At 55.0% G+C, this 23,407-nt stretch carries 20 protein-coding genes; 5 read left to right on the top strand and 15 right to left on the bottom strand.

Annotation, left to right across the window (positions count from 1 at the left end):
• Window positions 1-238 precede the first annotated feature (238 nt).
• Window positions 239-1,261, bottom strand: a complete 1,023-nt coding sequence (locus tag E8E78_RS17965; protein ID WP_059395590.1) for a zinc-dependent alcohol dehydrogenase family protein — start codon at window positions 1,259-1,261, stop codon at window positions 239-241.
• Window positions 1,262-1,467: 206 nt separating this feature from the next.
• On the opposite strand from E8E78_RS17965, the gene E8E78_RS17960 reads away from it, so the two are divergent.
• Both E8E78_RS17960 and E8E78_RS17955 read left to right on the top strand, forming a co-directional pair.
• Entirely contained in the window at window positions 1,468-2,382 is a 915-nt protein-coding gene (locus E8E78_RS17960) for a LysR family transcriptional regulator (protein ID WP_016500054.1), read from the top strand.
• A 151-nt stretch (window positions 2,383-2,533) separates the two neighbouring features.
• The gene (locus E8E78_RS17955) at window positions 2,534-3,805 is read left to right on the top strand and encodes an integrase arm-type DNA-binding domain-containing protein (protein WP_179027709.1); all 1,272 of its coding nucleotides are present in this window, start codon (window positions 2,534-2,536) and stop codon (window positions 3,803-3,805) included.
• 520 nt (window positions 3,806-4,325) lie between these two features.
• On the opposite strand, the gene E8E78_RS17950 is transcribed toward E8E78_RS17955, so the two are convergent.
• The 3 genes from E8E78_RS17950 to E8E78_RS17940 all read right to left on the bottom strand — a co-directional run bounded on the left by E8E78_RS17950 (window position 4,326) and on the right by E8E78_RS17940 (window position 7,789).
• The gene (locus tag E8E78_RS17950) at window positions 4,326-5,891 is read right to left on the bottom strand and encodes a methyl-accepting chemotaxis protein (RefSeq protein ID WP_218647993.1); all 1,566 of its coding nucleotides are present in this window, start codon (window positions 5,889-5,891) and stop codon (window positions 4,326-4,328) included.
• Window positions 5,892-5,944: 53 nt separating this feature from the next.
• Window positions 5,945-6,643, bottom strand: coding sequence for an NAD(P)H-dependent oxidoreductase (locus E8E78_RS17945; RefSeq protein WP_179027710.1), 699 nt, complete (start codon window positions 6,641-6,643; stop codon window positions 5,945-5,947).
• Between the two features lie 99 nt (window positions 6,644-6,742).
• Window positions 6,743-7,789 carry a helix-turn-helix domain-containing protein gene (locus E8E78_RS17940; protein ID WP_233454277.1) on the bottom strand — a complete coding sequence of 349 codons (1,047 nt, stop codon included), beginning with the start codon at window positions 7,787-7,789 and terminating at the stop codon, window positions 6,743-6,745.
• A 47-nt stretch (window positions 7,790-7,836) separates the two neighbouring features.
• On the opposite strand from E8E78_RS17940, the gene E8E78_RS17935 reads away from it, so the two are divergent.
• The 3 genes from E8E78_RS17935 to E8E78_RS17925 all read left to right on the top strand — a co-directional run bounded on the left by E8E78_RS17935 (window position 7,837) and on the right by E8E78_RS17925 (window position 11,138).
• Entirely contained in the window at window positions 7,837-8,916 is a 1,080-nt protein-coding gene (locus E8E78_RS17935) for an SGNH/GDSL hydrolase family protein (protein ID WP_179027711.1), read from the top strand.
• 150 nt (window positions 8,917-9,066) lie between these two features.
• Window positions 9,067-10,128 carry an aromatic ring-hydroxylating dioxygenase subunit alpha gene (locus E8E78_RS17930; RefSeq protein WP_159266330.1) on the top strand — a complete coding sequence of 354 codons (1,062 nt, stop codon included), beginning with the start codon at window positions 9,067-9,069 and terminating at the stop codon, window positions 10,126-10,128.
• A gap of 62 nt (window positions 10,129-10,190) precedes the next feature.
• Window positions 10,191-11,138, top strand: coding sequence for a PDR/VanB family oxidoreductase (locus tag E8E78_RS17925; protein WP_179027712.1), 948 nt, complete (start codon window positions 10,191-10,193; stop codon window positions 11,136-11,138).
• Here the strand turns inward: E8E78_RS17925 and E8E78_RS17920 are convergent, their stop codons facing one another.
• The 11 genes from E8E78_RS17920 to dmpE all read right to left on the bottom strand — a co-directional run bounded on the left by E8E78_RS17920 (window position 11,139) and on the right by dmpE (window position 22,898).
• On the bottom strand, window positions 11,139-13,733 hold the full coding sequence (locus tag E8E78_RS17920; RefSeq protein ID WP_179027713.1) for a LuxR C-terminal-related transcriptional regulator: 2,595 nt from the start codon (window positions 13,731-13,733) through the stop codon (window positions 11,139-11,141).
• A gap of 390 nt (window positions 13,734-14,123) precedes the next feature.
• Window positions 14,124-15,056, bottom strand: a complete 933-nt coding sequence (locus tag E8E78_RS17915; protein WP_159266333.1) for a catechol 2,3-dioxygenase — start codon at window positions 15,054-15,056, stop codon at window positions 14,124-14,126.
• Window positions 15,057-15,170: 114 nt separating this feature from the next.
• Complete coding sequence (locus E8E78_RS17910; RefSeq protein WP_179027714.1) at window positions 15,171-16,661, bottom strand: 2-hydroxymuconic semialdehyde dehydrogenase; 1,491 nt, start codon at window positions 16,659-16,661, stop codon at window positions 15,171-15,173.
• Window positions 16,654-17,130, bottom strand: a complete 477-nt coding sequence (locus tag E8E78_RS17905) for a heme-binding protein (RefSeq protein ID WP_159266335.1) — start codon at window positions 17,128-17,130, stop codon at window positions 16,654-16,656. The genes E8E78_RS17910 and E8E78_RS17905 overlap by 8 nt, the downstream gene beginning before the upstream one ends.
• Window positions 17,127-17,408, bottom strand: a complete 282-nt coding sequence (locus E8E78_RS17900; RefSeq protein ID WP_233454345.1) for a 2Fe-2S iron-sulfur cluster binding domain-containing protein — start codon at window positions 17,406-17,408, stop codon at window positions 17,127-17,129. Before E8E78_RS17900 ends, E8E78_RS17905 begins: the two co-directional genes overlap by 4 nt.
• Window positions 17,409-17,773: 365 nt before the next feature.
• Entirely contained in the window at window positions 17,774-18,871 is a 1,098-nt protein-coding gene (gene dmpG / locus E8E78_RS17895; protein WP_179027715.1) for a 4-hydroxy-2-oxovalerate aldolase, read from the bottom strand.
• Window positions 18,868-19,785, bottom strand: coding sequence for an acetaldehyde dehydrogenase (acetylating) (locus E8E78_RS17890; protein WP_159266337.1), 918 nt, complete (start codon window positions 19,783-19,785; stop codon window positions 18,868-18,870). Before E8E78_RS17890 ends, dmpG begins: the two co-directional genes overlap by 4 nt.
• Complete coding sequence (locus E8E78_RS17885; protein ID WP_159266338.1) at window positions 19,782-20,039, bottom strand: tautomerase family protein; 258 nt, start codon at window positions 20,037-20,039, stop codon at window positions 19,782-19,784. The genes E8E78_RS17890 and E8E78_RS17885 overlap by 4 nt, the downstream gene beginning before the upstream one ends.
• A gap of 3 nt (window positions 20,040-20,042) precedes the next feature.
• The gene (locus tag E8E78_RS17880; RefSeq protein ID WP_179027716.1) at window positions 20,043-21,296 is read right to left on the bottom strand and encodes an acyl-CoA dehydrogenase family protein; all 1,254 of its coding nucleotides are present in this window, start codon (window positions 21,294-21,296) and stop codon (window positions 20,043-20,045) included.
• A gap of 25 nt (window positions 21,297-21,321) precedes the next feature.
• Window positions 21,322-22,110, bottom strand: coding sequence for a 2-oxo-3-hexenedioate decarboxylase (gene dmpH / locus E8E78_RS17875; protein ID WP_179027717.1), 789 nt, complete (start codon window positions 22,108-22,110; stop codon window positions 21,322-21,324).
• A complete protein-coding gene (dmpE, locus tag E8E78_RS17870; RefSeq protein WP_179027867.1) occupies window positions 22,107-22,898 on the bottom strand; it encodes a 2-oxopent-4-enoate hydratase in 792 nt (263 codons plus the stop codon). Before dmpE ends, dmpH begins: the two co-directional genes overlap by 4 nt.
• Window positions 22,899-23,407: the final 509 nt, after the last annotated feature.

Here is a 23,407-nt window from a genome sequence, read left to right as displayed (position 1 = left end):
AGATCGAGGTAAAAAAACCATTCAGCAAGATTGCAGAGACACACTGAACCTCTAGCAGGAAGCGTTCAAGGCTGAATAGTTGGCGGAATATTTCCACGCAATCACAGGCCATTGCCTTATATGTAGTCCACGTCTGACTTCAATGTAGGAATGGTCTTTTTATTAGGGCTGAAATAATTCTGCTCGCCCACAAAAAACCCGGGACTCTGCCCGGGCTTATCAGCATTGCGAACCGCGGTCAGTGTTGCGCCATATCCAGCACCACTCGCCCACCGCACGGGCATTGGTCCATGTAACGATGTGCCTCCACCACCTGCTCGAACGGGTACACCTTGATGATCTGCGGTGTCAGCAGCTGGTCAGCGGTGAACTGGTTGATGTCGCGCAAGGCACGCTGCAACGCCACCTGGTCCTGGCTGATGCCGAGTTCCGGTTTGCCGGTGAAGTTACCGATGCAATGCACGTAGAACTGGATATTCTTCTGGAAGGCTGCACAGGCCGGGAAAGGCGTCTGGTTACCGCCCTGCAGGCCATACAGCACCAGGCTGCCACGCGGCGCCAGCACATCGCCCAGCAGCGACATCTGCGGCCCGCCCATGCCGTCGAGGACCATGTCCACGCCGCGGCCATCGGTGTACTTGCCTACCTGCAGTAACAGGTCCTGCTCCTCGGTGACAATCACCTTGTCGGCACCCAGGCCCAGCAGGTAGTCACGCTGCTCAGCCTCTTTGGTAGCTGCGAACACTTTCAGCCCCAGGGCCTTGCCCAATTGCACGAAGGCGGGGCCGGCACAATGGCTGGCATCGGTCACCAGCGCCGTCTGCCCGGCCTTGGCACGTGCCAGGTCAACATAGGCAAAATAGGCGATCAGCAAGGGCGTGTAGTGCACGCTGGCCTCGATCGGGGTGAGCACATCCGGGTAGCGGGTAATGGCGGTGCGCGGGAGCACGATGACATCACCGTACACCGGGTGGTCATTGGCACTGGTGGCCGGGAAGCTGGCGACCCGGTCGCCCACCGCAATGTCCTCGACCCCTTCACCGACCGCAGTCACCACCCCGGCCATTTCGTGGCCGATGCCCGCCGGCAGGCGTGCCTGGGACGGCGCCAGGTTCTGGCGCCAAAGCACGTCATACCAACTGACGCCAATCGCCTCGACGCGGATCTGTACCTCGTCGGCAGCGGGTGACGGTTCGGCCTGCTCCTCGCAACGGAGCACATCGGCAGCGCCGAACTTGTGGAAACGGATCATGCGGGACATCGCATACCTCGCCTTTGTGAACCTCTAATTACCACTGACTTTATCCGGGCTTTGACGGTTAGACCATCAGTGGTCATTAATAGTCGACATGCTTGTCATCGATTGGGCACCTGACTTTCCCTGCAATTGGTCCCCCTAAACCCGTGCAGGGTAACAGCCTTTGGCCGTAAGATTCACCCCTGCCCCACTTTAGGCGAAGCGCACCGATGAATCGAAACGACCTGCGTCGTGTAGACCTCAACCTGCTGATCGTGTTTGAAACGCTGATGCATGAGCGCAGTGTGACCCGCGCCGCGGAAAAACTGTTCCTCGGCCAGCCGGCCATCAGCGCGGCCCTGTCGCGCCTGCGCAACCTGTTCGACGACCCGCTGTTCGTGCGCACCGGCCGCAGCATGGAGCCGTCCGCACGGGCCCACGAGATCTTCGCCCTGCTGTCGCCAGCACTGGATTCGATTTCCACTGCGGTCAGCCGCGCCGCCGAGTTCGACCCCGCCACCAGCAATGCGGTGTTCCGCATCGGCCTGTCGGACGACGCCGAGTTCGCCCTGCTGCCCCAGTTGCTCAAGCGTATCCGCGCCGAAGCACCGGGCATTGTGCTGGTGGTGCGGCGGGTCAACTACCTGCTGATGCCAACCCTGCTGGCCTCGGGGGAAATTTCGGTGGGGGTCAGCTACACCAGCGACCTGCCGGCCAACGCCAAGCGCAAGGTGCTGCGCCGCAGCATGCCGAAGCTACTGCGCGCCGACAGCGTGCCCGGCGGTATCACCCTGGACGACTTCTGCGCGCGGCCGCATGCGCTGGTGTCGTTTGCCGGCGACCTGTCCGGCTTCATCGACGAAGCCCTGGAAGAACTCGGCCGCAAGCGCCACGTGGTGCTGGCGGTGCCGCAGTTCAACGGGCTGGGGAGCTTGCTGGCGGGGACGGATATCGTGGCCACTGTGCCGGACTACACCGCCGATGTGCTGACTGCTGCGGGCGGGCTGCGGGCCGAAGACTTGCCGATACCCGTGCGCAGTTTCGAACTGCACATGGCCTGGCGCGGGGCGCAGGACAACGACCCGGCGGAGCGGTGGTTGCGGTCGCGGATACAGATGTTTTTTGGGGATCCCGATAGCTTGTGACTGAATTCCATCAAGATCCAAAAATACCAATAAAATCAGTGTCTTAATCTTATTTTACGTCCAAGGCCGTCCGTCGTATTCCACTCGTTTCCAACGCTCCTGCGGGTATATTTTTGGGTACTTTTCCTGTTTCGAAAAAAAGTACCCGCACATGACGACTTCCCTCCCCACGCCTGCATTGCGGCGTAAACTCAGCGATGCCTTCTTGCGTGCCATTGCTGAACCCGGCAAGTACGCCGACGGCGAGGTACCCGGTCTTTACCTGCATGTTCAGGCCTCGCAGAAGTCGAACAAGCCTGCCGCAAAATACTGGCGGATGAGGTATCGCCTGAACGGCAAGGAAAACGTGTACGCGATCGGCCGTTATCCCGACATTGGCTTGAAAGACGCGCGCGACTTGGCCCGAGCCGCGCGCCAGAACGTAGCTCATCACGTCGCCCCGCTGAAGGCCAAACGCAAGAAAATCGCCGATCAGCTACTTAATGAGGAGCGCACATTCAGTTACGTCGCCGAACAGTGGCTGGCCTTCAAGTCGCACGACCTCGTGAGCAAATCCCTCGCGGGCTTTCGCGGCGCTTTGAACAATCACATCCTGCCCACCATCGGCAACATTCCCGTCAGCGAGATCAAACTGGACCACATCATCGAGATCATCGCTACCCTGCGCCGAGCACGCACACTGGCCATGGCCAAGCGCGTGCGTACCATCATCCGTGCCGTGCTCGGTTTCGCTGAGGGGCGTGGCTGGGTGGAGCGTAACGTGGCCCTGAGCAACACCGAAGAGCTCAAGGTGCGCCATGTGGTGACCAGTAATCCAGCGATCGAACGACCAGCCGATTTGGGTCACCTTCTGCTTCGTCTAGATGAGCTCAGCCCGAGCAGCGTGAGCATTGCGATGCGCTTGCTGGTCATGCTGCCCGTTCGCCCCGGCGAGCTGGTGAAAATGCGTTGGGAAGACATCGATCTGGTCAGCGCCGACTGGCGCTATGTAGTAGGGAAAACACGCCATCTAGATAAGAGCAAACACATCGTGCCACTGCCGGAGCAAGCCCTTGTGCTGTTGCGTGAACTACATGAACGGCGGGTGGTGGATGAAGCGGGCAATGGCTGGGTCTTTGTATCGCCGGTCTACCCAGGCTATCCAGTTGACGCCACATCCCTGGCCAAGGCCTACCAGCGGATCTGGCCGGAATACCGCATCACTGCGCACGGTTTCCGCGCCACCTACCGCACTATCGCTCACGAGCATTTAGGTATCGATCCGATTGTACTGGAGTTGTCGTTATCGCACCGCATGCCAGGCGCACTGGGTGCCGTGTATGCGCGCGCGCAGTTGCTGCCGCAGCGACGAGAAGCGGCGCAGCATTGGGCGGACTACCTCGATCGGCTTCGAAAAAATTCCAAACATACAACAGCAGAATAGTTGTCGGGAAAGTACAGATCCTACTTGCACTTCCTTCCTGCCACGACCGCAACAACTGCCCTACCAGGAAGAGCCAATTCAATTTTGTGAGTATGGCGGAGCACTCGGGATTCGAACTCACGCGTTTTAGCCAGCTCGATAAAAATAAAGTTATAACAATCAACAAGATAGAAAATTGAGTTCGAATGCAGCGTAGTGATTCGAAGTGTGATTCCACCCCCGACCACCGGCATCCAAATCCCGACGCCCGGCCGCTCTAGAACGGCATATTTGGGGTAGGACGGACCTTGTGCAGTAACCCTGATGGCCCGCTGCACCCTAAGTGTCCGGACTATTCAGTCAGTCCTTAACAGATCGCCCGCTTGTGCCTGGAGGCGGCTAGGGCCGGTGCAGCCGTGGTTCATATCCATGGCCGCAACCCGGCAGCCGGTGAAGGCGACCGCTCGCCGGCGGTGTTCAAGGAAGTCGTCGAAGGCGTGCGCACCGAAAACGACGAAGTGGGGCTCGATCAAGGTGACAGTCAAAGACGGAAGCGATGGACGGCACCTTTGAGCCCCTCCCCTAGCTTGGCCAGCTCCCGTACAGCGTCCAGGACTCGTGAAGCTTTAGTGCTTGAGCGGTCTGCCATATTCCTAACCTTGGACACATTTCCGCTCACGACATCAGCGACTGCGCTTTGCTCTTCAACAGCAGAGGCGATCTGCTGGTTCATGGCCTGAATGGTAGCAACAGAAACGTTGATCTCATTGAGTGCCGCACGTGCGCTTTCAGCTTGTTGAACCGCGTCCAAGGTTCGCTGATGGCTCCGATTCATGACCCGGGCGGTTCTCTCACCACCTTTTTGAATTGCCAAGACAAGCTCCGCAATCTCGCTGGTCGAATGCTGTGTACGTTGCGCCAAGGCGCGAACCTCATCTGCGACAACTGCGAAGCCTCTACCTTGCTCACCTGCTCGAGCGGCTTCAATCGCAGCATTGAGCGCCAATAGATTAGTCTGATCAGCAACATCCTTGATTACGTTGACGACTTGGCCGATACGCTCGCTACCATCCTGCAGATGTTTCATAGCCTCTCCCAATTCATCCATATCCTGGGAAAGCAGCTCAATTTGATTTAACACAACCCCGACTACCTGATTGCCGTCTCGTGCCTTCTGATCAGCCGCGAACGCAGTCTTTGCTGCTTCCTCGGTGCTTCTTCCGATCTGCTGTACCGTTACCACCAGTTGATTCATGGCAACCGAGACGTGCTCCACTTCTGACGTCTGAGCTTCGAGCTCTGCCCGCCCCTCGGCGCTTTCGTGAGCCAGATGTTGCGAAGCGACAGCGAGCTGTTCTGCTCCCTGGCTAATCTGGGCAACCAACTCTCGAAGGCCGTCGGACATCGCCTGAGTGGCACGTTGAAGCTGACCGATCTCATCTCCTCTTGAATTTAGACGCACCTCGCGCAAGTCTCCTGCTTCGATCTGGCGAGCTTGGGCGAGTAGATGCTTGAGTCCAGACACCAGTTGCTGAGATAGCAACCATACTGCAACAACGCTGACGAGCATCGCTAAACCTGCAGTGGCGGTAAGCAGGACGTATACCAATAAAATCCTGTTCGAGATGCTATCCTGCATCAGTTTTTGAAGCGAGCCCAAGGCCGAGTCTAGACCAGCGAAATTATCTCGATTATTTTGTTCAGATGCCGACTCACCGCTGTTCGGCGATGAAAATAAAGCTTGGAAAGCTGCGTCATGCTTGGCCCAAGCCTGATTAAGTACCGCAACCTGCTGGTCATAATCGGTACTCAGCTTTTCCTGGATGAGGTACAGCTGCGCTTCGGCGGCTGACTCTTTTGTATTTCGATCACCAAGAGAGTTCGCGTCTCTGGCTAATAAATATTGCTGCTCCGCACTGCGGAGCGCTTCAAGCTTGAACTTGAACTCAGATACCAACCCGGCTTGTGTGATCAGACCGGAAAGCGTGTATGCGCCAAAAAAACCAGAAGCCATACAGGTAAGTCCTACGGAAATGACTGAAGCAAATCCAATGGCTAATTTGGTCTTGACACTAAAATGTGAAAAAAAACTGTAGGCAGACTTCATGGGTGGCTCCTATAGTTTTTATGATTTGGATCGACAAACAATGACACGAATAACTACCGGAGGCTGAAATTTTCGTCGTAGTCGCTAAGATTTGGCATCAATAATTGCTTTCGCTCAGACAGGGTTGCCAGAGCTTCACGCCATTTGAGTTGAATCAGCTTTCTTTCATCTGTGCTGAGATAGGGGATATGGAAGCCAACAAAAGGGGCCAGTACATCGAACCCTACATATCCGAGAGAACCTTTCAGTAGGGGCCGCAGCAGGGTCTGAAGGTCTCCATGAATTCCACGCTGCCCGAACATGCCTTCCCTGCCACCAAGCGTTGCGCAAACCAACGCTTTTTTCCCGACCATACCGCCGTCCCCAAAAACTCGCCTTCCTCCATAGAACGTCCCAGAGATGAAAACTCTATCTATCCATCCTTTTAAAATCGCTGGCATGGAAAACCAGTAAATAGGAAACGTAAGGATAAGAAGATCGCAACGAAGGACCTTATCTACTTCATTAGCAATGTCTGAGCTAAACTGCTGGTACTTGGCGGCGTTTCTCTGTTCTAGGGCATAAACCAAATAGTCGGGATTTGTGCGCTGCTTGAAATCATCGCTACTGGCAACAGGGTTGAAATTCATCGCATACAGGTCTGAAGTCTCAACTTTGTGCCCTAATTGCGAGAAGTACTCAACTGCATCCGCATAGAGACTGGAAGTGAATGATTGCGGCTCAGGGTGCGCGTGAACTATCAGTACATTCATCGTCTTTCGCCTATCAGGAAAAGCCTGAGAATACGGCGGCTCACTGGAGACCACCCAGTGGCTAAAATGACGCAATCTATGCAGAAAACGACATCGCGGTTAACTACTCATGGCAAGGCGAAATTTCTTCCGGTATGCGCCAGGGGTGAGCCCCAACCTTTCTCGAAAAAGTCGAACGAACGAGCTGTTGTCTTGATACCCTACCGCTTCAGCAACGCTTTCTATCTGCATTTCTCCCGTCTCGAGCAATGACCTGGCGGCCTCAATTCTGAGGTTCTGGAGGTATGAGACTGGAGATTGCCCTAGCACATTGTTGAACCGTCTGATCAGCGTACGCTCGCTCACTGCAAGGCGGTCGGCAAGGTCAGCCAAGCGGATTCGACCCGCAAAATTCTCCTGCATGAACGCTTGAGCACGCAGTACGACGGTGTCCGTATGCGCCCTGTTTGCAAGCAACGGCAGGTAAGGGGTTTGAAGGGTTTGACTCACATCAATCAGCATGCTTTTGGCACATAGCGACGCCAGTGATGCGCCAGAGTAGCGTTCTATGAGCTTGATTGACTGAAGATGGTACGAAGAAAGCGCGCCGGCGCAAAACAATCCGTCGACTTCAGTCAATATGGATTTCATCTGCAGATCGACATTGGGAAACCATGAGCGGAATTGCTCCTCCAACCACCAAGTGGTAGTCGCGGTACGACCGTCTAGAAGGCCCGTCTTTGCTAGCAAGAATGTGCCGGTGCAGGTAGCCGCTAACTGTGCGCCGTTACTCCATTGCTTCGTTAGCCAATCGTAGGTAGCTCCGAGCGACGCCAGCAGATCGACGAAATGCTTATAGCCACGGTAATGGCTGGCGGGGATGTAGACGAAGTCAAACTGTTCATCAGCGAGAGGCTTTCGGGTAGAGAAGGCAAGGCCATTGCTCGCCGCCACCGCACCTCCATCCATCGAAATGAAATCCCATGAGTACCGCAAGTGAGCAGCAACATTTTGCGCGAGATGTGCGTTGGCCACTTGCAAAATATCCGCCACACCTCCCGCGCTGGAGGCATAGCAACCGTCGTAGAGCAGAATCGCTGCGTTTGGCATATTGTCGTTATTCGCATAGATAGTGGCTTTTTTTACACTACAGGGCTCCTTTGGCAATTCATAGACTCGGGTCTCTCCATCGTTTCTCTGCCAACGAGCCCCCTATGAAAACCATTCCTTTGTCAGCTCTCTCAACGCTCCTGCACGGTCACCTTGGTGTCGTTGATCAGCCCACAGGTGTCCAGCCCGTCCGGTTCGACCCGTCCATGGGCTTCATGCTGGATCCACTCAACAGTCTCACCGCCTCCATGACATCCGGCGTAAGATTGAGGCTGAAGACAAACAGCACGACCCTTAAGCTGGTGACGTCGCAAACTCAGCTTTTCCTCACTGGGCCAGAGCAGTGGGCACGGAATTTCGAGGTGTATGTCGATGGTACAATCGTCCGCCAAGTAGCTGCCCATGGTGGCTCGTTCCTCACCCCAGGAGCAATTCCCGAGGGTGATCCACACGCAATCCTCACTATCGATGGCCTGGGAGACGCGGTAAAGGACGTTGAAATTTGGTTTCCGCAATCCTCGTTGCAGGTCATAAATTCGCTGGAGGTGGATTCAGAGGCGGCTTGGGAACCATGGGCTGACGATCGACGCCATGTACTATTCCATGGCAGTTCGATTACCCATGGGATGGAGGCCAATGGTGGCTCTGGTGCATGGCCCGCAGTGGCTGGGCAGCTGGCGGACATCAGAATCACCAACATGGGGTGGGCTGGGTCCTGCCTCCTCAGTGCATTGGCGGCTCAAATCATTGCCCAGCAGTCCATAGACGCGGTCGTCCTAGAGCTTGGTATCAACATTTGGGATGGTGGTGCCCTCAACCAGCGAACGTTGAATGATTCCGCCCACGGAGTGATCTCCATTCTACGTGACTCCTATCCCTCGCTGCCCATTGTGATCGTCTCGCCTATTTGTTCGCCCGCCCGTGAACAGGTAGGGGAAAACGGCGGGTTATCCCTGGAGCAGATCCGCGAGGGGCTCAAGGCCGCAGTGGACGCTCACATCTCGAAGGGTGACAACAATATCAGTTATCAAGATGGCCTAGCGCTCTTCGGTCCTGCGGATGCTGAGCTGCTGGTTGACGGCCTGCACCCTAGCGCTGAGGGTTATCAACTGATCGGAGAGCGCTTCTACCACCATCACCGTGATTTCCTTTCCGGTGACTCGCAACTGCTCGCCGGAAACTGACCTATTCCTTCTCCGCCCACCCAAAAGGTGGGTGCGCCCCCCCCTGTCGACTGGATAACGTTAAACACACATGTCGCTCAGCGGCATTGCTCCAAGAGTTCGACCAACAAAAATAACAGCTGGAAGACAGCAAACCTGATTGGAGGAAGCATGTTTCTAAAAAATGCTTGGTATTGTGCCGGTTGGGACTATCAAGTCTCGCAAGGTAAAACTGCCCTTATCGCGCGCAAAATCGCTGGTGAACGAGTAGTCCTGTACCGCAAATTGAACGGCGACGTGGTCGCGATGGAAGACCGCTGCCCTCATCGCCAAGCCGCTTTGTCCATGGGTGCCAAAGAAGGGGATGAGCTGCGCTGCATGTATCACGGCCTGAAGTTTGGGGCTGATGGAAAATGCACCGAAATCCCTGGTCAATCCAACATCCCGGAACGAGCCTGTGTGCGTGTATTCCCGGTTGTCGAAAAAGACAACTGGATCTGGGTATGGATGGGAGATCCCCTCAAGGCCGACCCAAGCCTGATCACAGATGCGGTTGGGCCGGGTCACCCTGATTACAACACGCGTCCCTGCTACATCCAGATCGATGCTGACTATCGTCTGGAAAATGCCAACCTGGCAGACCTCTCACACAGCTCCTTCACTCACGATGCAACCATCGCCATGGGGTGGGCGCAGGCCCTGGCCAAACCTCATCACAAAGTCCTGCCTCGCGGCATCAAAACTGACTATTGGGTGCGTAACGTTCCTGTTCCTAAGTTCGTGGAGCACCTTTTCCCGCCTGGGTTCATGTGTGATGCGCACTTCGACATCACCCAAACCGTCCCGTGTAACTGGATTCTGCACTTCCGCGTCTTCATGGCTGGTACTGCCACTGAAGGTGAGTCAGATGGAATGCTGGTTCTCGATTCCTGGAGTTGCCAAGCGATCACGCCGCGGGACGAGAAATCGGTGGACTACTACTACTCCTGGGGTGTGAGTAAGGCGACCGACCGACCTGGACTGAGCGACCTCCTCAAGGAAGGGCTCGACCAAGCTTTCAATGAAGACAAGGCCATGCTCGAGGGTCAACAGAAGCGTATTGAAGAGAAGCCCGACTTCAAGACGTTCGATATCGCTGCAGATGCCGGGCCCGGAAAGATGCTTTGGGTGCTCGATAAATTGATCAAGGAAGAAACCTCTCAATCAGAGTCACTGATAGCGTCAATGGCTTGATGTACGACGTCACGAGCCCGGTCATGGGCTCGTGACTCTTTAAGATTCGAGAGATCGCCGTCATGAATGAGAAACTTACCCTAAAAGTCACCGACATCAGCTGCGAAGCCAAAGATGTCATGGTTCTGGAACTCAAACATCCTGAAGGAAAAGATCTTCCCGCCTTCACCGCCGGCGCGCACATTGAGATCTACCTGCAGGGCAACCTGATCCGTCACTATTCCCTGTGCAACGACCCAGCAGAGCGCGGGCGCTATTGCATTGGCGTTGGTTTGGCCAAGGAAAGCAGGGGTGGATCCAGAAGCATCCACCAAACCGTCCGGGTAGGGATGACGATCCAATGTAGCCCCCCGCGTAACAATTTCCCCATGGCTTCAGATGCTGCGGAGCACGTATTCGTCGCCGGCGGCATCGGTGTCACACCCATAATGGCGATGATCAAGACGTGCATAAGAGAGGGGAAAAAGTGGCGGTTATTTTATTGTGCACGCAACCGGCAACGTACCGCCTTTTATGAAGAACTCAAGGCGCTCGCACCGAATAATTGCACCTTCCATTTCGACGATGAAGAGCCCGGTTTCTTCCAGCCGACGCAGGCGCTGATCGATATCGATCCTCAAGCGCACATCTACTGCTGTGGTCCGCAGCCCCTCATGAAGGCTGTAGAGGCGGCCGAGTGTAGGCGAGCCCCTTCCCACGTTCACTTTGAGTGGTTCACTGCGACTGCAGTGGATACGACCAAGGATAAGCCATTCAAAGTCATCATGCTCTCGGGCGCAGAGTTCGAGGTCCCACCCGGAAAAAGCATTCTGGATGTCTTGGAGGAACGGGATGAGGGGGTGCCTTACTCATGCCGTGAGGGCCTATGTGCAACCTGCAGAACGGGCGTGATCAAGGGGGTTCCAGATCATCGAGACAGCGTATTATCCAAAGCCGAACGTGAGTCGAATTCGTGCATGATGATCTGCGTATCGCGAGCATTGTCGGACACGCTTGAGCTGGAGTTGTGACTACACCAGCAGCCCACGTTCTTTCGCTGCTCGGACGGCAAGCTTGCGACGACGAACGCCCAGCTTTTCGAAAATTCGCTGCCAGTACCATTTGACGGTGCTTTCCGTTAGCCCAAGAGCGTGAGCTACCTCTTGGGCTGCCAGGTTGCGTGCAGTCAGTCTGATTATTTCCATTTCGCGGTCAGACAGGCTTTCCAAGCGAACGCCAGTGACAGCTGCGGGAAGTACCCGTGGGAGGTCAACATCCGAACCAAATTCCTGCAGCAGATAATTGAGCCAACCTCGCCAAGGGGCTTCCAATTCGGGATTGGACTGCGCAAGATCTTGCAATATCGAACAAACCTCTTGGCCCTCGTCGAGGAAGACTCGAGAGAAATTGCCCCGGGCGTTCATCAAGGCGTCTATCATCGTTCGTCTAGCAGCGAGAACGTCACCCGAGCGCCAGAGGAGTCTCGCGAGAAGGAGTGCGATCTGAACGAATGACAGAACACATTGGCGCTCCAATATCCAAGTGCCCCACCGACGAAGCAACTTTATCGCATCCGGATAGTGACCAGATTCGAGCGCAACTCTTGAGTAAGCCAGCGTGATCAGCAGCTTACTCATGGTCACACACCCATCGGGAGCTAGCGTCCTGTGCTCACGAAATTCTTCGTGCGCTTCGACCAATCGTTGTGCGTAATGGATGTGCCCTTGCTCGATGTGAAGCTGAACACGAAGAGACAAGACATTTGTATGCAATCTGGGCAGGTCGAAGCGATTAGCCAACTCATCTGCAACGTCCAATGCATCATGCGCATCGGCGAAATTGCGATTCATTCTGGCCAGCCTGGCCAGTGTCAGTTGGCGAGCAATGATGGAGTCAAGCAGGCCGAACTCAAGTGGTTGGCCAACGAGCCCTACCAAGATCGTTGACGCCTCATCTACATCGTTGTTCCAGTACCGCTTCATTGCCAGCTGCGCGCTTGCCATTGCTGCTAGAGAAGACGCTTCGCCTTGAATCCGAATCGCCGTATCCAGCGCAGATTTGAAGAACATTTCGGCCGACTCGACCTGGCCACGCTCGTGAAAGACTCCGCCCGCCACCGTGTCCAGAAATACGGTACCGAACTTTGCACCAGCATCATTGAAGAGTTGACGCAACTCCTCAGCCTCAGCCGCCGAGGCATCACAGACGAACCGCTGCCTATCACACATCCATAGTGCCGTCCTGCAAGAGGCTTCCATGTAGGGGTCGTGATGCGCATATGTAGCCAGCCATTCTGAGGATGAGTGGGCAGCATTTAAAAGTCGGTCGGTGAACGCCTGAAGCATGCCTTCGCGGTGCAAGGACTTCATTTGAAGCTGCTGCATGTCGAAGCTCTCAGCCGGATTGAGCGCTGAAGGGTTTTGAGGGCTTGTCAGGCGTTTCTGGGCTTTGTTGAGCAGCTCACGTGCATGCTTGAAGCGCCAGCGGATTACGCTATCCCATACCAATTCCAACTGAAGTCCGGGTAGCTTCTGGAGTTCGCGCTCGTCTAACTGATCCGCCAAATGCTGCAGCATCGCTGTCTGGCCGCTTGCAAACAACTCAGCGCACGTGGACTCAAGTAGTCCCCCCGCCCAAGCCTGGTCTCTAACTGCAAAGGCCTGCTCGATCGCCTCGACTGTTCGACCATGTCCTGCTAACCATTCTCCAGCCCTCCTGCGGTAACCCTCTACAGATTCCGGGAAGCGCTCCGTCAAGACACGACGGAGTAACTCCCCAAACAGGTGGTGGTAACGATACCAGGAGCGCTCCCTATCAAGCCTGAGCAAAAATAAATTCCTGGTCTCGGCCTCTTCTATCAACGCAGATGCATCGGTTCCCAAAAGAGTGGCGTTAACCAGATCTGCGTTCAGTGATCTCAGCACCGACGTTCCGAGAAGGAAACGTTGCATCGGTTGAGGTTGCTTAGCGAGAACCTCCTCGACAAGGAAATCGGCAATGTCCTTGTCCGCTCCTGACAGCCTGGAGATGAATTCGTGAGCATCAGGCGCAGACTTCATCGCAATCGACACCATCTGCAAGCTCGCCGGCCACCCCTCGGTTTTCTCGAGTAGCATTTCGATTTGGTGCTCAGGGAGCTCTGGACCGAAAGACTGCTTCAGAAAGGTCCTGACTTCGGCGGCGGAGAAAGCGACCGCGCTTGCCTCCAGTTCGTGAAGTTGACCCCGCGCGCGCAGGCGTGCGAGTGGTAATGACGGAACCTCTCGCGATGCGATCACGAATCTGAGGTTGGGGTGCTCACTCGAAATAATAACGCCAAGCAGGCTGAGTGCCGGCCCGTCTTCAAGCAGGTGCAAGTCGTCGAGAAATAGGTGAACAACGGTGCGTAAGGACGAGAGATGCTCTAGCAGTTCTTCCGCGAGAAATTGCACGTCTGCCCCTATCGCCATCCCCTGGTATTCACCGAGATGAGATACAACATCGCGCTCTGCATCTGTGATTTGGGAGTGGTTGATTGCGGCGGTGAGGTGTCTGGCAAAACGGATGATGTCGTTGTCGTAGGCATCAAGACTCAGCCAGCAGGCGTTCTTGCCATCACTGATCAGCTGATGGTAAGCCGAAGTCATCAAGCTGCTTTTTCCGTACCCAGCAGGGGCTGAGATGAGGGTGACCAGAGTGTCACTCTGATCCATAAGCCTGCGCTGCAAATCTTCACGCGTGATCAAACCCGACCGCTGAGACGGAGGGGCGATTTTGTTACGAACCAGGCGACCTGTCGCGAGAGGGCTACTCATATATGAGGCCTAGAGCAGCACTTGAGCTATGAGCCTGCTAGGGATGTCTGGTTTGAGTTCAGCAGGAAGCACGGCAGCCATCAATGTATACGCCTTTATCTGTTTTATAGTCGGCTTGAGGAATACAACCAGTCTACACAGGGTAGTCTGTGGTAACCACCCGGTGCACACCTCTCCGGCACCCTAATCAGGCGCATAGCACGAGATAAACCCCATCCCCTATCAAGTTAGCACGGTCAGGAAGCTCTCACGTGGCGTATTGTCCTGAGCGAACGTCGCTTGGCCTATATCTGAGGTATCCCATACCAGAGTCGGTACATCTGGGTAGTAGACGTAACCTCCTGTGAACACTTCGTTGCGGTTCCCCGAAGGGTCGAAGAAATACACCGTAGCGCCTCGAGTCACGCCATGGCGTGTTGGGCCTACGTCGATTGGGATTCGGTTTCTTCCCATCCAGTCCGCAGCGTGGTAGACGTCCGTCACCGATTCAAGCAAGAAGGACACGTGATGGAGCATGTTTGGCTCGGGCTGGAGAACGAAAGCAATATCGTGCGGCTTGGTGGAGCCGGAGAAAAACACCGCCATTACCGCATTGGTTTCATGATGAATAAGCTTTTCGCTGATACCCAACTCGAACACGTTGTGGAAAAGCTCGATGTTCTTTTCAATGTTCACGCCGCCTAGGAGGCAGTGATCCAGCCGGACTGGACGCATTCCTCGAATCACTCCCTCATCAGGAATCACGCCTGGATTGTGATAGCCAAGAGAATTGCCCAACTGCTCTTTTTCGGCATAGAGCTGCATGGTGTGACCGCTTGGCAGTTGGAACTGAATGCGGCGACCGCTCTTCGGGTAAATACCGGCCTCGATGCGCTCGACTTGCAAACCGAATGCCTGCACTTTTTGTTCAAGATCGATCAACGCAGCCTCATCTGAGACCTTGAAGGCGAAGTAGTCGATGCCTGGGGAATCCGCTTGGCGCAAAACCAAGCTGTGATGATCATGTTCATCCCAGGTTTTGTAATAGAACTGCCCACGATCATCTTCCATGACCTCCAGCAGCCCGATGCAGCGCCCATAGTGGTCACGAGCCGCCTGCATGTCCATGACACGCAAGGCGACCTCGCCAACCCGTAGTAAACCCTTCATGGCCATTGCAACCTTCCTCTCTTTTTATTTGAATTCGTAGGAAACACTACGCTTTTCGATGCTATGCGGTCAGAGCTCACCGAAAGCGCAGGCAAGCACTTTCGGTGAACCGTTGTAGCGTCACAGCTTTACGCAAATGTTCCGCAATTCGGTGTAGAACTCCAGCGAGTGCACGCCACCTTCGCGACCGATACCTGATTGTTTCGAGCCACCGAACGGTGTGCGCAGATCGCGCAAGAACCAAGAGTTAACCCACGTGATACCGACATCAATTTTCGCGGCGACGCGGTGAGCTCGCGACAGATCTTTGGTCCATATGGTGGTAGACAACCCGTACTCCGTGGCGTTAGCGCGGCGGATCACTTCCTCCTCGGAATCGAATGGTGCGATGTGACAGCAAGGGCCGAAAATCTCCTCGGTGACGACGGCAGCTGTCTCTGGCAAGCCGGTCCAAATGGTTGGCTCCACCCAGGCACCTTCGGCCAGCTCACCTTCGAGTTTAGGCACTCCACCTCCTGTCACGACAGTGGCCCCTTCCTGGCGAGCTTTCTCGTAATAGGAGAGCACTTTGTTGCGATGCTCCTGGCTAATGAGTGGCCCCAAGGTGGTGGTTTTCGCCTCGGGATGGCCTGGCTTCAAGGTCTCAGCGCGATCTTTCAACGCAGCAACAAAGCGATCGAAAATAGGGCGCTCGACATACAAGCGTTCAGTCCCAAGACAGACCTGACCACAATTGAGGAAGACCGACCTGACGGCGCTATCAACAGCGGCATCAAAGTCGCAATCGGCGAAGATTACTCCCGCATTCTTGCCACCCAACTCGAAGGAAACATCCCTGATCAGGTCGGCACCTGCTTTCATGATCGCTGCGCCGGTGCGGGTCTCACCGGTGAAGGTGATTGCATCCACGCCAGGATGCTGCGTGAGCAGTTCTCCGGCTGAGTCTTTCCCGAAACCGTGAACCACGTTGTACACGCCGTCTGGAATACCAACGGCGCTCATGACCTCGCCCAACAAAGTGGCAGTACCAGGAGTTTCCTCGGACGGCTTGACGATGACAGTGTTGCCGCACGCCAGTGCAGGGGCCACTTTCCAAGTCATCAGCAACAACGGCGCGTTCCAAGGACAGATGACGCCGACCACGCCTTTGGGAACGCGAATCGCGTAGTTGAGAGCCCCTGCGCCATCAGGGGTTGGTGTTTGAAAACTTTCGTTAGGCACATTCTTTACGACGTCCGCGAAGATTTTAAAATTCGCTGCACCGCGGGGAATGAAGGCGTGCTCCATCATTGATTTTGGCTGGCCGGTGTCTGCCATTTCTGCTGCAACGAAATCATCGAATCGGCGATTGATTTCATCCGCCACTTTGTAGAGCAACGCAGAACGTTCCTCCACTGACATCTTGCCCCAAGGGCCTTCCAGAGCGGTACGAGAGGCTTGTACGGCGCGGTCGATCTCTGAACGCCCACCTTCTGCGACATGTCCGACAATACGATTGTCGGCTGGGTTACGCTTCAGGAATGTGCGGTTGTCCGAAGAGTCGCAGAAGCTACCATCGATGAAGTGTCGGAACTGCACAGTCGACGATTGATTTGATGCTGAATTACTCATCTTTATCTGTTCCTTGTAGATTCAAAACGGCCGAGACTGCCACCTTTGCGCAGGCGTCATCCTGCACTTCAGTTCCACCGGATACACCGACAGCGCCTACTAATTCGCCTTGGATAAAAATCGGAAGGCCACCTCGAACGAGGGTAAAGTCAGGGTGAAGAAGCATCGCTTCTCGGACCCTCATATTTTCCAATCCCAAAATGCTTTCAGCGGTTTGAGCATCGAACCCCAAGCCGGCAGCACTGCGTGCTTTACGGCATGCCATTTCACTCGAGACAGAGAAGGAGCCCGGCATTCGCAAGAAGCCCGCCAAAGTGCCGGTGCTGTCGACGACAGCAACGTTTATCTTTATCCCGATCGTTTCAGCGTGCCGAATCGCTGCCTGGATAAGGCATGTTGCTGCCCCGTGAGTGATGACAGCCTGCCTGATAAATAGCGGTTGGCGCGGGACAACCTGGAAGGTGCTCATGCGCGCCGCCTCATGGGTGATACGGGACCGGAATAAACGATGGAAGGGGACGATTTGGGAAGGATCGCAATCAGACGACCGATTGTACGGATCTTCAGGTCGGACTCAGGGTACAGCTGACAAGCCAGTGCGATACCTTGACTCTGTTCCTCGGCATTAACCTGAAAAGCGCTCATCTTGCCGGTCTTGTAATGCCCCGAGAGGACTTGGACTCGACACACACCGCAGCCTCCGCTGCGGCAGCCAACCTGGATGCATTGCCCACCCTGGGATGTCATGGCGAGCAGAACGCTTTGACCTTCTCTACAGATGATGGAACCGCTCGAGCCGTCAACATCAACTTTGAAAACCATGGAGTGCCCTCCGTCTCAGTCGAGTGGCTCGATGAGACCTTATTTATTTTTGTGATGGCTTAACCGTACTCAATATTTACAATACCGTCTAATACCTTTATTTCCGCCCCGCCATACCCAGTCCGCATAGCAGGTAGTTTAGAGGACATTCCGATTCGATTGGCATTATCGCATCGAAGATCCCGAGCAAATTGGAGAACAGAGCGGTCGCTCCACGTGATTGCCGTAAGCGATCTGACAGTGCCAGGCTGCGTATTGAGCAGCCTGGTAAAGGTTCAGCGGGGAGTTGGTTACGTCGGTAGAACGTTCTCTAACGAACCAGCACTGATCAATTCGCCACGACTATTCAAAAGGCCAAGATCCTTCGCCATGGTCATAGCAGTGTCTTCAATCATGTCTTCCTGTCCACCGATCATCTTCTTCCGGCCCAGCTCGACCAAGATGTCACGGGCCGAAACCCCGAAACGCTTGGCGGCGCGCTTGGCTGGCAGAAGGAAGGTGGAGTAGACGCCCGCATAGCCCAACGTCAGAGACTCGCGATCCACTCGTACCAGATGATCCATCAATGGCACGATCACGTCCTCTGCGACGTCCATCAGCTTGAACAGATCTACTCCTGTTTCAATGCCCATGCGGTCGCAGACTGCAGCGAACACTTCCAGCGGAGTGTTGCCGGCACCGGCGCCCAAACCTGCCACAGAACCGTCGATCCGAGAGGCGCCTGCTTCAATCGCTGCGATGGAGTTTGCGATTCCCATGCCCAGGTTATGGTGGCCGTGGAAGCCAATTTCCGTTTCCGGATGAAGGACATCACGAAGCGCTGCAACCCGAGTGCGCACATCCTCTGGGAGCATGTAGCCAGCCGAGTCTGTGACGTAAACCGTTTGTGCGCCATAAGACTCCATCAGCTTGCCTTGTTGAGCCAGGCCAGCGGGGTCGTTCAGGTGTGCCATCATGAGAAAGCCGGTGGTATCCATGCCCAGCTTTCGTGCATAGGCAATGTGCTGTGGCGAAGTATCTGCTTCGGTTGAATGCGTTGCGACGTGCACGCTACGCGCACCACAGTCATATGCGGACTGCAGCTCTTTCATCGTTCCCAAGCCAGGAATAAGCAGCACGGAAACCTTAGCTTGGGTCATTTTGGGAACCACTGCCCGCAGGTATTCCTCATTGCTGGCTAACGCGAACCCATGCTGGAGTGAGTTCCCTCCAAGGCCGCCACCATGAGTTACTTGGATATAGGGAACACCGGCGCCATCCAGCGCCGTGGCAACGCGAACCATCTGCTCCACGGAGATCTGCTCACGCTTGGCATGCATGCCGTCACGAAGACACATGTCGTGCAGAATGACTTTGCGACCTTTCAAGCTCTGACCGTTACTCATCATGCCACCTCTTCAGCTTTCAACTTGATTTGCCCAGACAGGATTTGCTCTGCAAACATCTCAGCGGTTCGAGCTGCAGCAGCGGTCATGATGTCCAGATTGCCAGCGTATTTCGGCAAGTAATCGCCCAAGCCCGCGACTTCCATAAATACGGTCACGCGTTTGCCATCGAACACCGGGCCGTTTACGAGACGGTAACCAGGTACATACTTCTGGACCTGGCTAATCATCTCCAGCACCGAAGCGATGATTGCTTCCTCGTCCGGCTTGTCCTCGGTGAGGCAACTGATGGTGTTGCGCATGATCACCGGTGGATCGGCAGGATTGATGATCGCGAGCGCTTTGCCTCGCTTCGCCCCACCAACGCGAACTAGGGCGTCAGACGTAGTGAAGGTGAACTCGTCGAGGTTCGCTCGGGTGCCGGCACCTACGGAACGAGACGAAAGGCTTGCCACAATTTCAGCGTATTCAACCGATTGAACCCTGGACACTGATCGAATGATTGGGATCGTCGCTTGGCCTGCGCAGGAGATCATGTTGACGTTCATCACCCCTTCGCTTGCCAACGATTCAAGGTTGACGGGTGGAACGCACAACGGACCGATGGCCGCCGGTGTCAGGTCGACCATCAATACGCCGAGTGCATTGAGCTTGCGGGAGTTCTCTGCATGCACGTAGGCCGAGGTGGCGTCGAAGGCGATTTGAATCCCGTCAGCAAGTACGTGGGGGAGAAGACCGTCGACACCTTCATGTGTCACTTTCAGGCCCAGATCGTATGCCCTTGCCAAGCCTTCCGACTCCGGATCAATGCCCACCATCCAAACCGGGTCGAGCAAGTCGCTGCGTTTGAGTTTGTAGATCAGGTCGGTACCGATGTTTCCGGAACCGATGATTGCGCATTTTATTTTTTTACTCATTGCTGATCACCTTTCTCTGCGGCTGTCAGACTTGCGGCTACAGGAGCACCTGAACCCACAGTGCGAGCCATTCTTTCTGCTGCGGTTATGCCGGCCATTGAGAAATGCTCCGGCGTGACGTTGTGAATCAAAATCCGGACTTGGTCTGGACGAACGCCCAAAACATCTACGACCGTGTCGGTTACTGCGCTGAGCAGCTGACGCTTTTGGTCGGGAGTGCGACCTACCATCAGGTGAAATTCGATAATTGGCATGGCTTACCCCGTGATCTCTTTTCCAAAGATGCTGCGGGCGATGACCCACATCTGGACCTCGTTTGCCCCTTCATAGATTTCGGCGATCTTGCAGTCGCGATAGACCTCCTCGACGTGATACCGCGAACCGTCGTGGGCGAGCTCCTTGGTGAACCCGTATCCGCCGAATATCTGGATGCCTTCACGAGCGAACTCACTTGCAAGGTTCGTCGCATACCACTTAGCCATTGCCGCCTCTGGCTCAGGGAACAGCACCCCGTCATCCATACGCAAGGACGCTTTGAGGTAAAGGTTGCGGGCGTTTTCAATACTCATGGCCCGCTCTGCCAAGCGGAACTGCCAGTGCTGCTGAGCCCCTAGCGGCTTACCAAATACACGTCGAGATTTCAGACGATCTACGGAATGATCGAAGACGCTCTGCGCCATCCCAACACCGCTAGCGGCGATACCGATGCGGCCGTAGGTGAGTACTTGCAGAGCGATCTTGAGCCCATCGCCCCGATCGCCTACAACGTTGGAGAGAGGCACGCGCACTTGGTTGAAGACGATATCCGCAGTAAGTTGGCCGTGGTTCCCGAGCTTTTTGTCGGGCGCACCAACTGTCACTCCAGCGGCATCCAGGTCGACGACGACCTCTGTCATCCGCTCCCCATCGCGACAAAGCAGAACAACAAACGATGCGACAGGCGAATTGGTGATCCAGCGCTTATGGCCGTTGATCTCGATATGATCCTCATGGAAGGTCGCATCGGTCACCAAAGCGTCGACAGACAGATCGGTACTCGCAAGTGGCTCACTGGTAGCGAAGCTACCGATTTTTTCTCCAGCGAGCAGCGGAGCCAAGTAGCGTGCCTGAAGTTCCTCACTTGCCCACTCCAAGGCATGCCCAGCCAGAATGCAGTGCACGTCATAAATTGCGGCAACACTGTTGCTGAAATAACTCAGTTCTTCGATAACAATCGCCGTAGCCGTCGCTCGATGCTTCAGGCCTCTGCCTCCTACCTCAGCCGCGAATGGAATCCTGAAAAGTCCAGCATCCGCCATCTGCTTGAACAGCACCCTCGGAAAGGCCTCAACCGACTCCTCTCGATGGCCGATATCCCAAGCCACCGGGGCAACGTGTTTCTCACAAAACGCGCGCACCTCCTCTCGGATGCCCAGCGCTTCAGCAGGGGTCATAAGGTCGTGGTACATCCGCGGTTGCTGGCGTGTAGGGCCGGCCGTCTTTTTAGCTGTATTGTTTTGAATAGCGGTCATGATCAACTCCTCAAAGGCTGGGCATTCAGGCGAAACGGAACGAGATACTTCCCATCTCCTGGAACCGAGCGAGGACGTTGTCGCCTTTCTCAACCGCGATCGCCTCAGTAATCCCGCCAGTCATGACAAAGCTGCCGGCAGGCAGAACTTCATCCCGCGCCGCCAGATGTTGAACAAGCATCACGATCGCGTGGGCTGGATGATCCAGCACTGCAGCACTGGCTCCGACGGCTTGAATGTCGCCGTTCTTTTCGATCACGACCCCAATGGTTCGTAAATCCAGGTCTTTGACATCTCGGGGGCGACCGCCCACTACGAAGCGTGCTGAAGACCCGTTGTCAGCAATGACACTGGTGAGATCGAACTTAAATTTTTCATACCTGGAATCAATGATCTCAACGGCAGGAATGATGAAATCAGTCGCCTCGATTACCTCTTCAATCGTGCAGTCAGGCCCGCGCAGTTCACTGCGCAGCACAAATCCGATTTCGGCTTCGACGCGGGGGTGTACGAGTTCAGAAATCTGGACAACTCCATTTTCCGGACGCGACATGGCGTTGGTCAGTATCCCGAAACTGGGAATATGAACTCCCATTTGCTGCATCTTCGCCTTGGACGTCAGTCCGGCTTTGTAGCCCATCACCCGATCACCGCGTTCAATCCAGCGACGGCGAAGTTCGTCCTGGACCGCGTATGCGTCGGGGATCGTCATGTCGGGATACTGATCGGTCAGCTTGGTGATGGTGTGAGCGCGATCCTGAGCATGGATAACGATGTCTGCGAGCTCAGAAATGACCTGGGATGTCATTTTCATGCCTCACCTCCTGCAAAACGAACCGAACATGAACCCAGTCCCGCGACCTCACAGGTCAGCGTCTGGCCCGCCACGCAAGGCACTAATGAGGACTGTGAGCCCGAAAGGATGACCTCTCCTGCGCGGAACGGGATCCCAAGGGCGCCCAAGGTATTGGCTAGCCACACAACAGCGTTCACCGGGCCGCCTTGTACAGCGGCACCTGCAGCGGTACTGAACAACTCCCCGTCGCGCCTCAAAACCATGCCAGCTACGTTGAGGTCGATTTTCTTGGGAGAGATGCGATTTTTGCCCAGAAGGAAAACGCCACACGAGGCGTTGTCTGCAACCGTGTCGATAATCTTGATGTTCCAGTCAGAGATTCGCGAGTCAACAATCTCGAAGCAGGGGACCACATAATCCGTTGCTCGAAGCACATCGATCGCAGTGATACCGGGGCCGTTCAGATCGTTTTTCAGGACAAACGCGATCTCTGCTTCAGCACGTGGCTGAATGAGCGTGCCAAGCGGAATATCTTCACCCTCCTGATATTCCATCCCGGAAGTAAGCTGGCCGAAGTCAGGCTGATATACACCCAGCAAATCCATGATTGGTTTGCTGGTGACGCCTATTTTCTTCCCTACTATCCGTTCACCTGCTTCGATGCGGCGTGCAACCATGTGACATTGGATCTGGTACGCATCCTCCAAAGTCAAAGGTTCGCGATCCCGAAGCGGTGAGATGGTGCGCCGATCTAGAAGAGCTGAGTAAAGCTCATCTCCATACGCTTTGATGCTGCTGATATTGATGGCCATTTGAACTGACGCCCCTCTTATTTTTTGAGTTCGCACGTAGCGGATCATTCTTGAAGCGGGACCGGGCGCCTTCCGACACTTCAGGTTCGGCAATCGCGCTCAAATAGAACCGTACGATCAATCCGAGGTTAGGCGCCTGAACCCATACCGTCTAATACCTTTAAGGCAGATCACCCATACCGCCTGGGACTGGCAGATATTTTCTAGCCCATACTGATTAGGTATCAATGTGCGACGCCAAAGGCATTTGACGCTATGGCTCGAGCCTGACTAGGATCTTCTGTGCGAGTAATAAAATCAGAGAAGGGACGATACTTGTTCCTTAGTCAGAGAACTTAAATCAGCCCTTACATGCAGAGAGAGATATGCCAATAATTACGATAAACATCATCGAAGGAGAGACCAGCATCGAAGAGAAAAAGCTAATGATGCTGGAAATTACGAATGCGATTGTGTCAGTAACATCCTATGAACCTCAGGATATTCGCATCATAATTCACGAG

Source organism: Pseudomonas sp. BN505 (genome assembly GCF_029873175.1).
Lineage (GTDB): Bacteria > Pseudomonadota > Gammaproteobacteria > Pseudomonadales > Pseudomonadaceae > Aquipseudomonas > Aquipseudomonas putida.
Note: the sequence above shows the minus strand (reverse complement) of the source record. Positions and strands in the feature narration are given on the sequence as shown.

Excerpts from the sequence above, each read along its gene's own strand:
- E8E78_RS17965 (WP_059395590.1), bottom strand. The coding sequence starts at position 1,261 with ATGTCCCGCATGATCCGTTTCCACAAGTTCGGCGCTGCCGATGTGCTC.
- E8E78_RS17960 (WP_016500054.1), top strand. The coding sequence starts at position 1,468 with ATGAATCGAAACGACCTGCGTCGTGTAGACCTCAACCTGCTGATCGTG.
- E8E78_RS17955 (WP_179027709.1), top strand. The coding sequence starts at position 2,534 with ATGACGACTTCCCTCCCCACGCCTGCATTGCGGCGTAAACTCAGCGAT.
- E8E78_RS17950 (WP_218647993.1), bottom strand. The coding sequence starts at position 5,891 with ATGAAGTCTGCCTACAGTTTTTTTTCACATTTTAGTGTCAAGACCAAA.
- E8E78_RS17945 (WP_179027710.1), bottom strand. The coding sequence starts at position 6,643 with ATGAATGTACTGATAGTTCACGCGCACCCTGAGCCGCAATCATTCACT.
- E8E78_RS17935 (WP_179027711.1), top strand. The coding sequence starts at position 7,837 with ATGAAAACCATTCCTTTGTCAGCTCTCTCAACGCTCCTGCACGGTCAC.
- E8E78_RS17930 (WP_159266330.1), top strand. The coding sequence starts at position 9,067 with ATGTTTCTAAAAAATGCTTGGTATTGTGCCGGTTGGGACTATCAAGTC.
- E8E78_RS17925 (WP_179027712.1), top strand. The coding sequence starts at position 10,191 with ATGAATGAGAAACTTACCCTAAAAGTCACCGACATCAGCTGCGAAGCC.
- E8E78_RS17920 (WP_179027713.1), bottom strand. The coding sequence starts at position 13,733 with ATGACTTCGGCTTACCATCAGCTGATCAGTGATGGCAAGAACGCCTGC.
- E8E78_RS17915 (WP_159266333.1), bottom strand. The coding sequence starts at position 15,056 with ATGGCCATGAAGGGTTTACTACGGGTTGGCGAGGTCGCCTTGCGTGTC.
- E8E78_RS17910 (WP_179027714.1), bottom strand. The coding sequence starts at position 16,661 with ATGAGTAATTCAGCATCAAATCAATCGTCGACTGTGCAGTTCCGACAC.
- E8E78_RS17905 (WP_159266335.1), bottom strand. The coding sequence starts at position 17,130 with ATGAGCACCTTCCAGGTTGTCCCGCGCCAACCGCTATTTATCAGGCAG.
- E8E78_RS17900 (WP_233454345.1), bottom strand. The coding sequence starts at position 17,408 with ATGACATCCCAGGGTGGGCAATGCATCCAGGTTGGCTGCCGCAGCGGA.
- dmpG (WP_179027715.1), bottom strand. The coding sequence starts at position 18,871 with ATGATGAGTAACGGTCAGAGCTTGAAAGGTCGCAAAGTCATTCTGCAC.
- E8E78_RS17890 (WP_159266337.1), bottom strand. The coding sequence starts at position 19,785 with ATGAGTAAAAAAATAAAATGCGCAATCATCGGTTCCGGAAACATCGGT.
- E8E78_RS17885 (WP_159266338.1), bottom strand. The coding sequence starts at position 20,039 with ATGCCAATTATCGAATTTCACCTGATGGTAGGTCGCACTCCCGACCAA.
- E8E78_RS17880 (WP_179027716.1), bottom strand. The coding sequence starts at position 21,296 with ATGACCGCTATTCAAAACAATACAGCTAAAAAGACGGCCGGCCCTACA.
- dmpH (WP_179027717.1), bottom strand. The coding sequence starts at position 22,110 with ATGAAAATGACATCCCAGGTCATTTCTGAGCTCGCAGACATCGTTATC.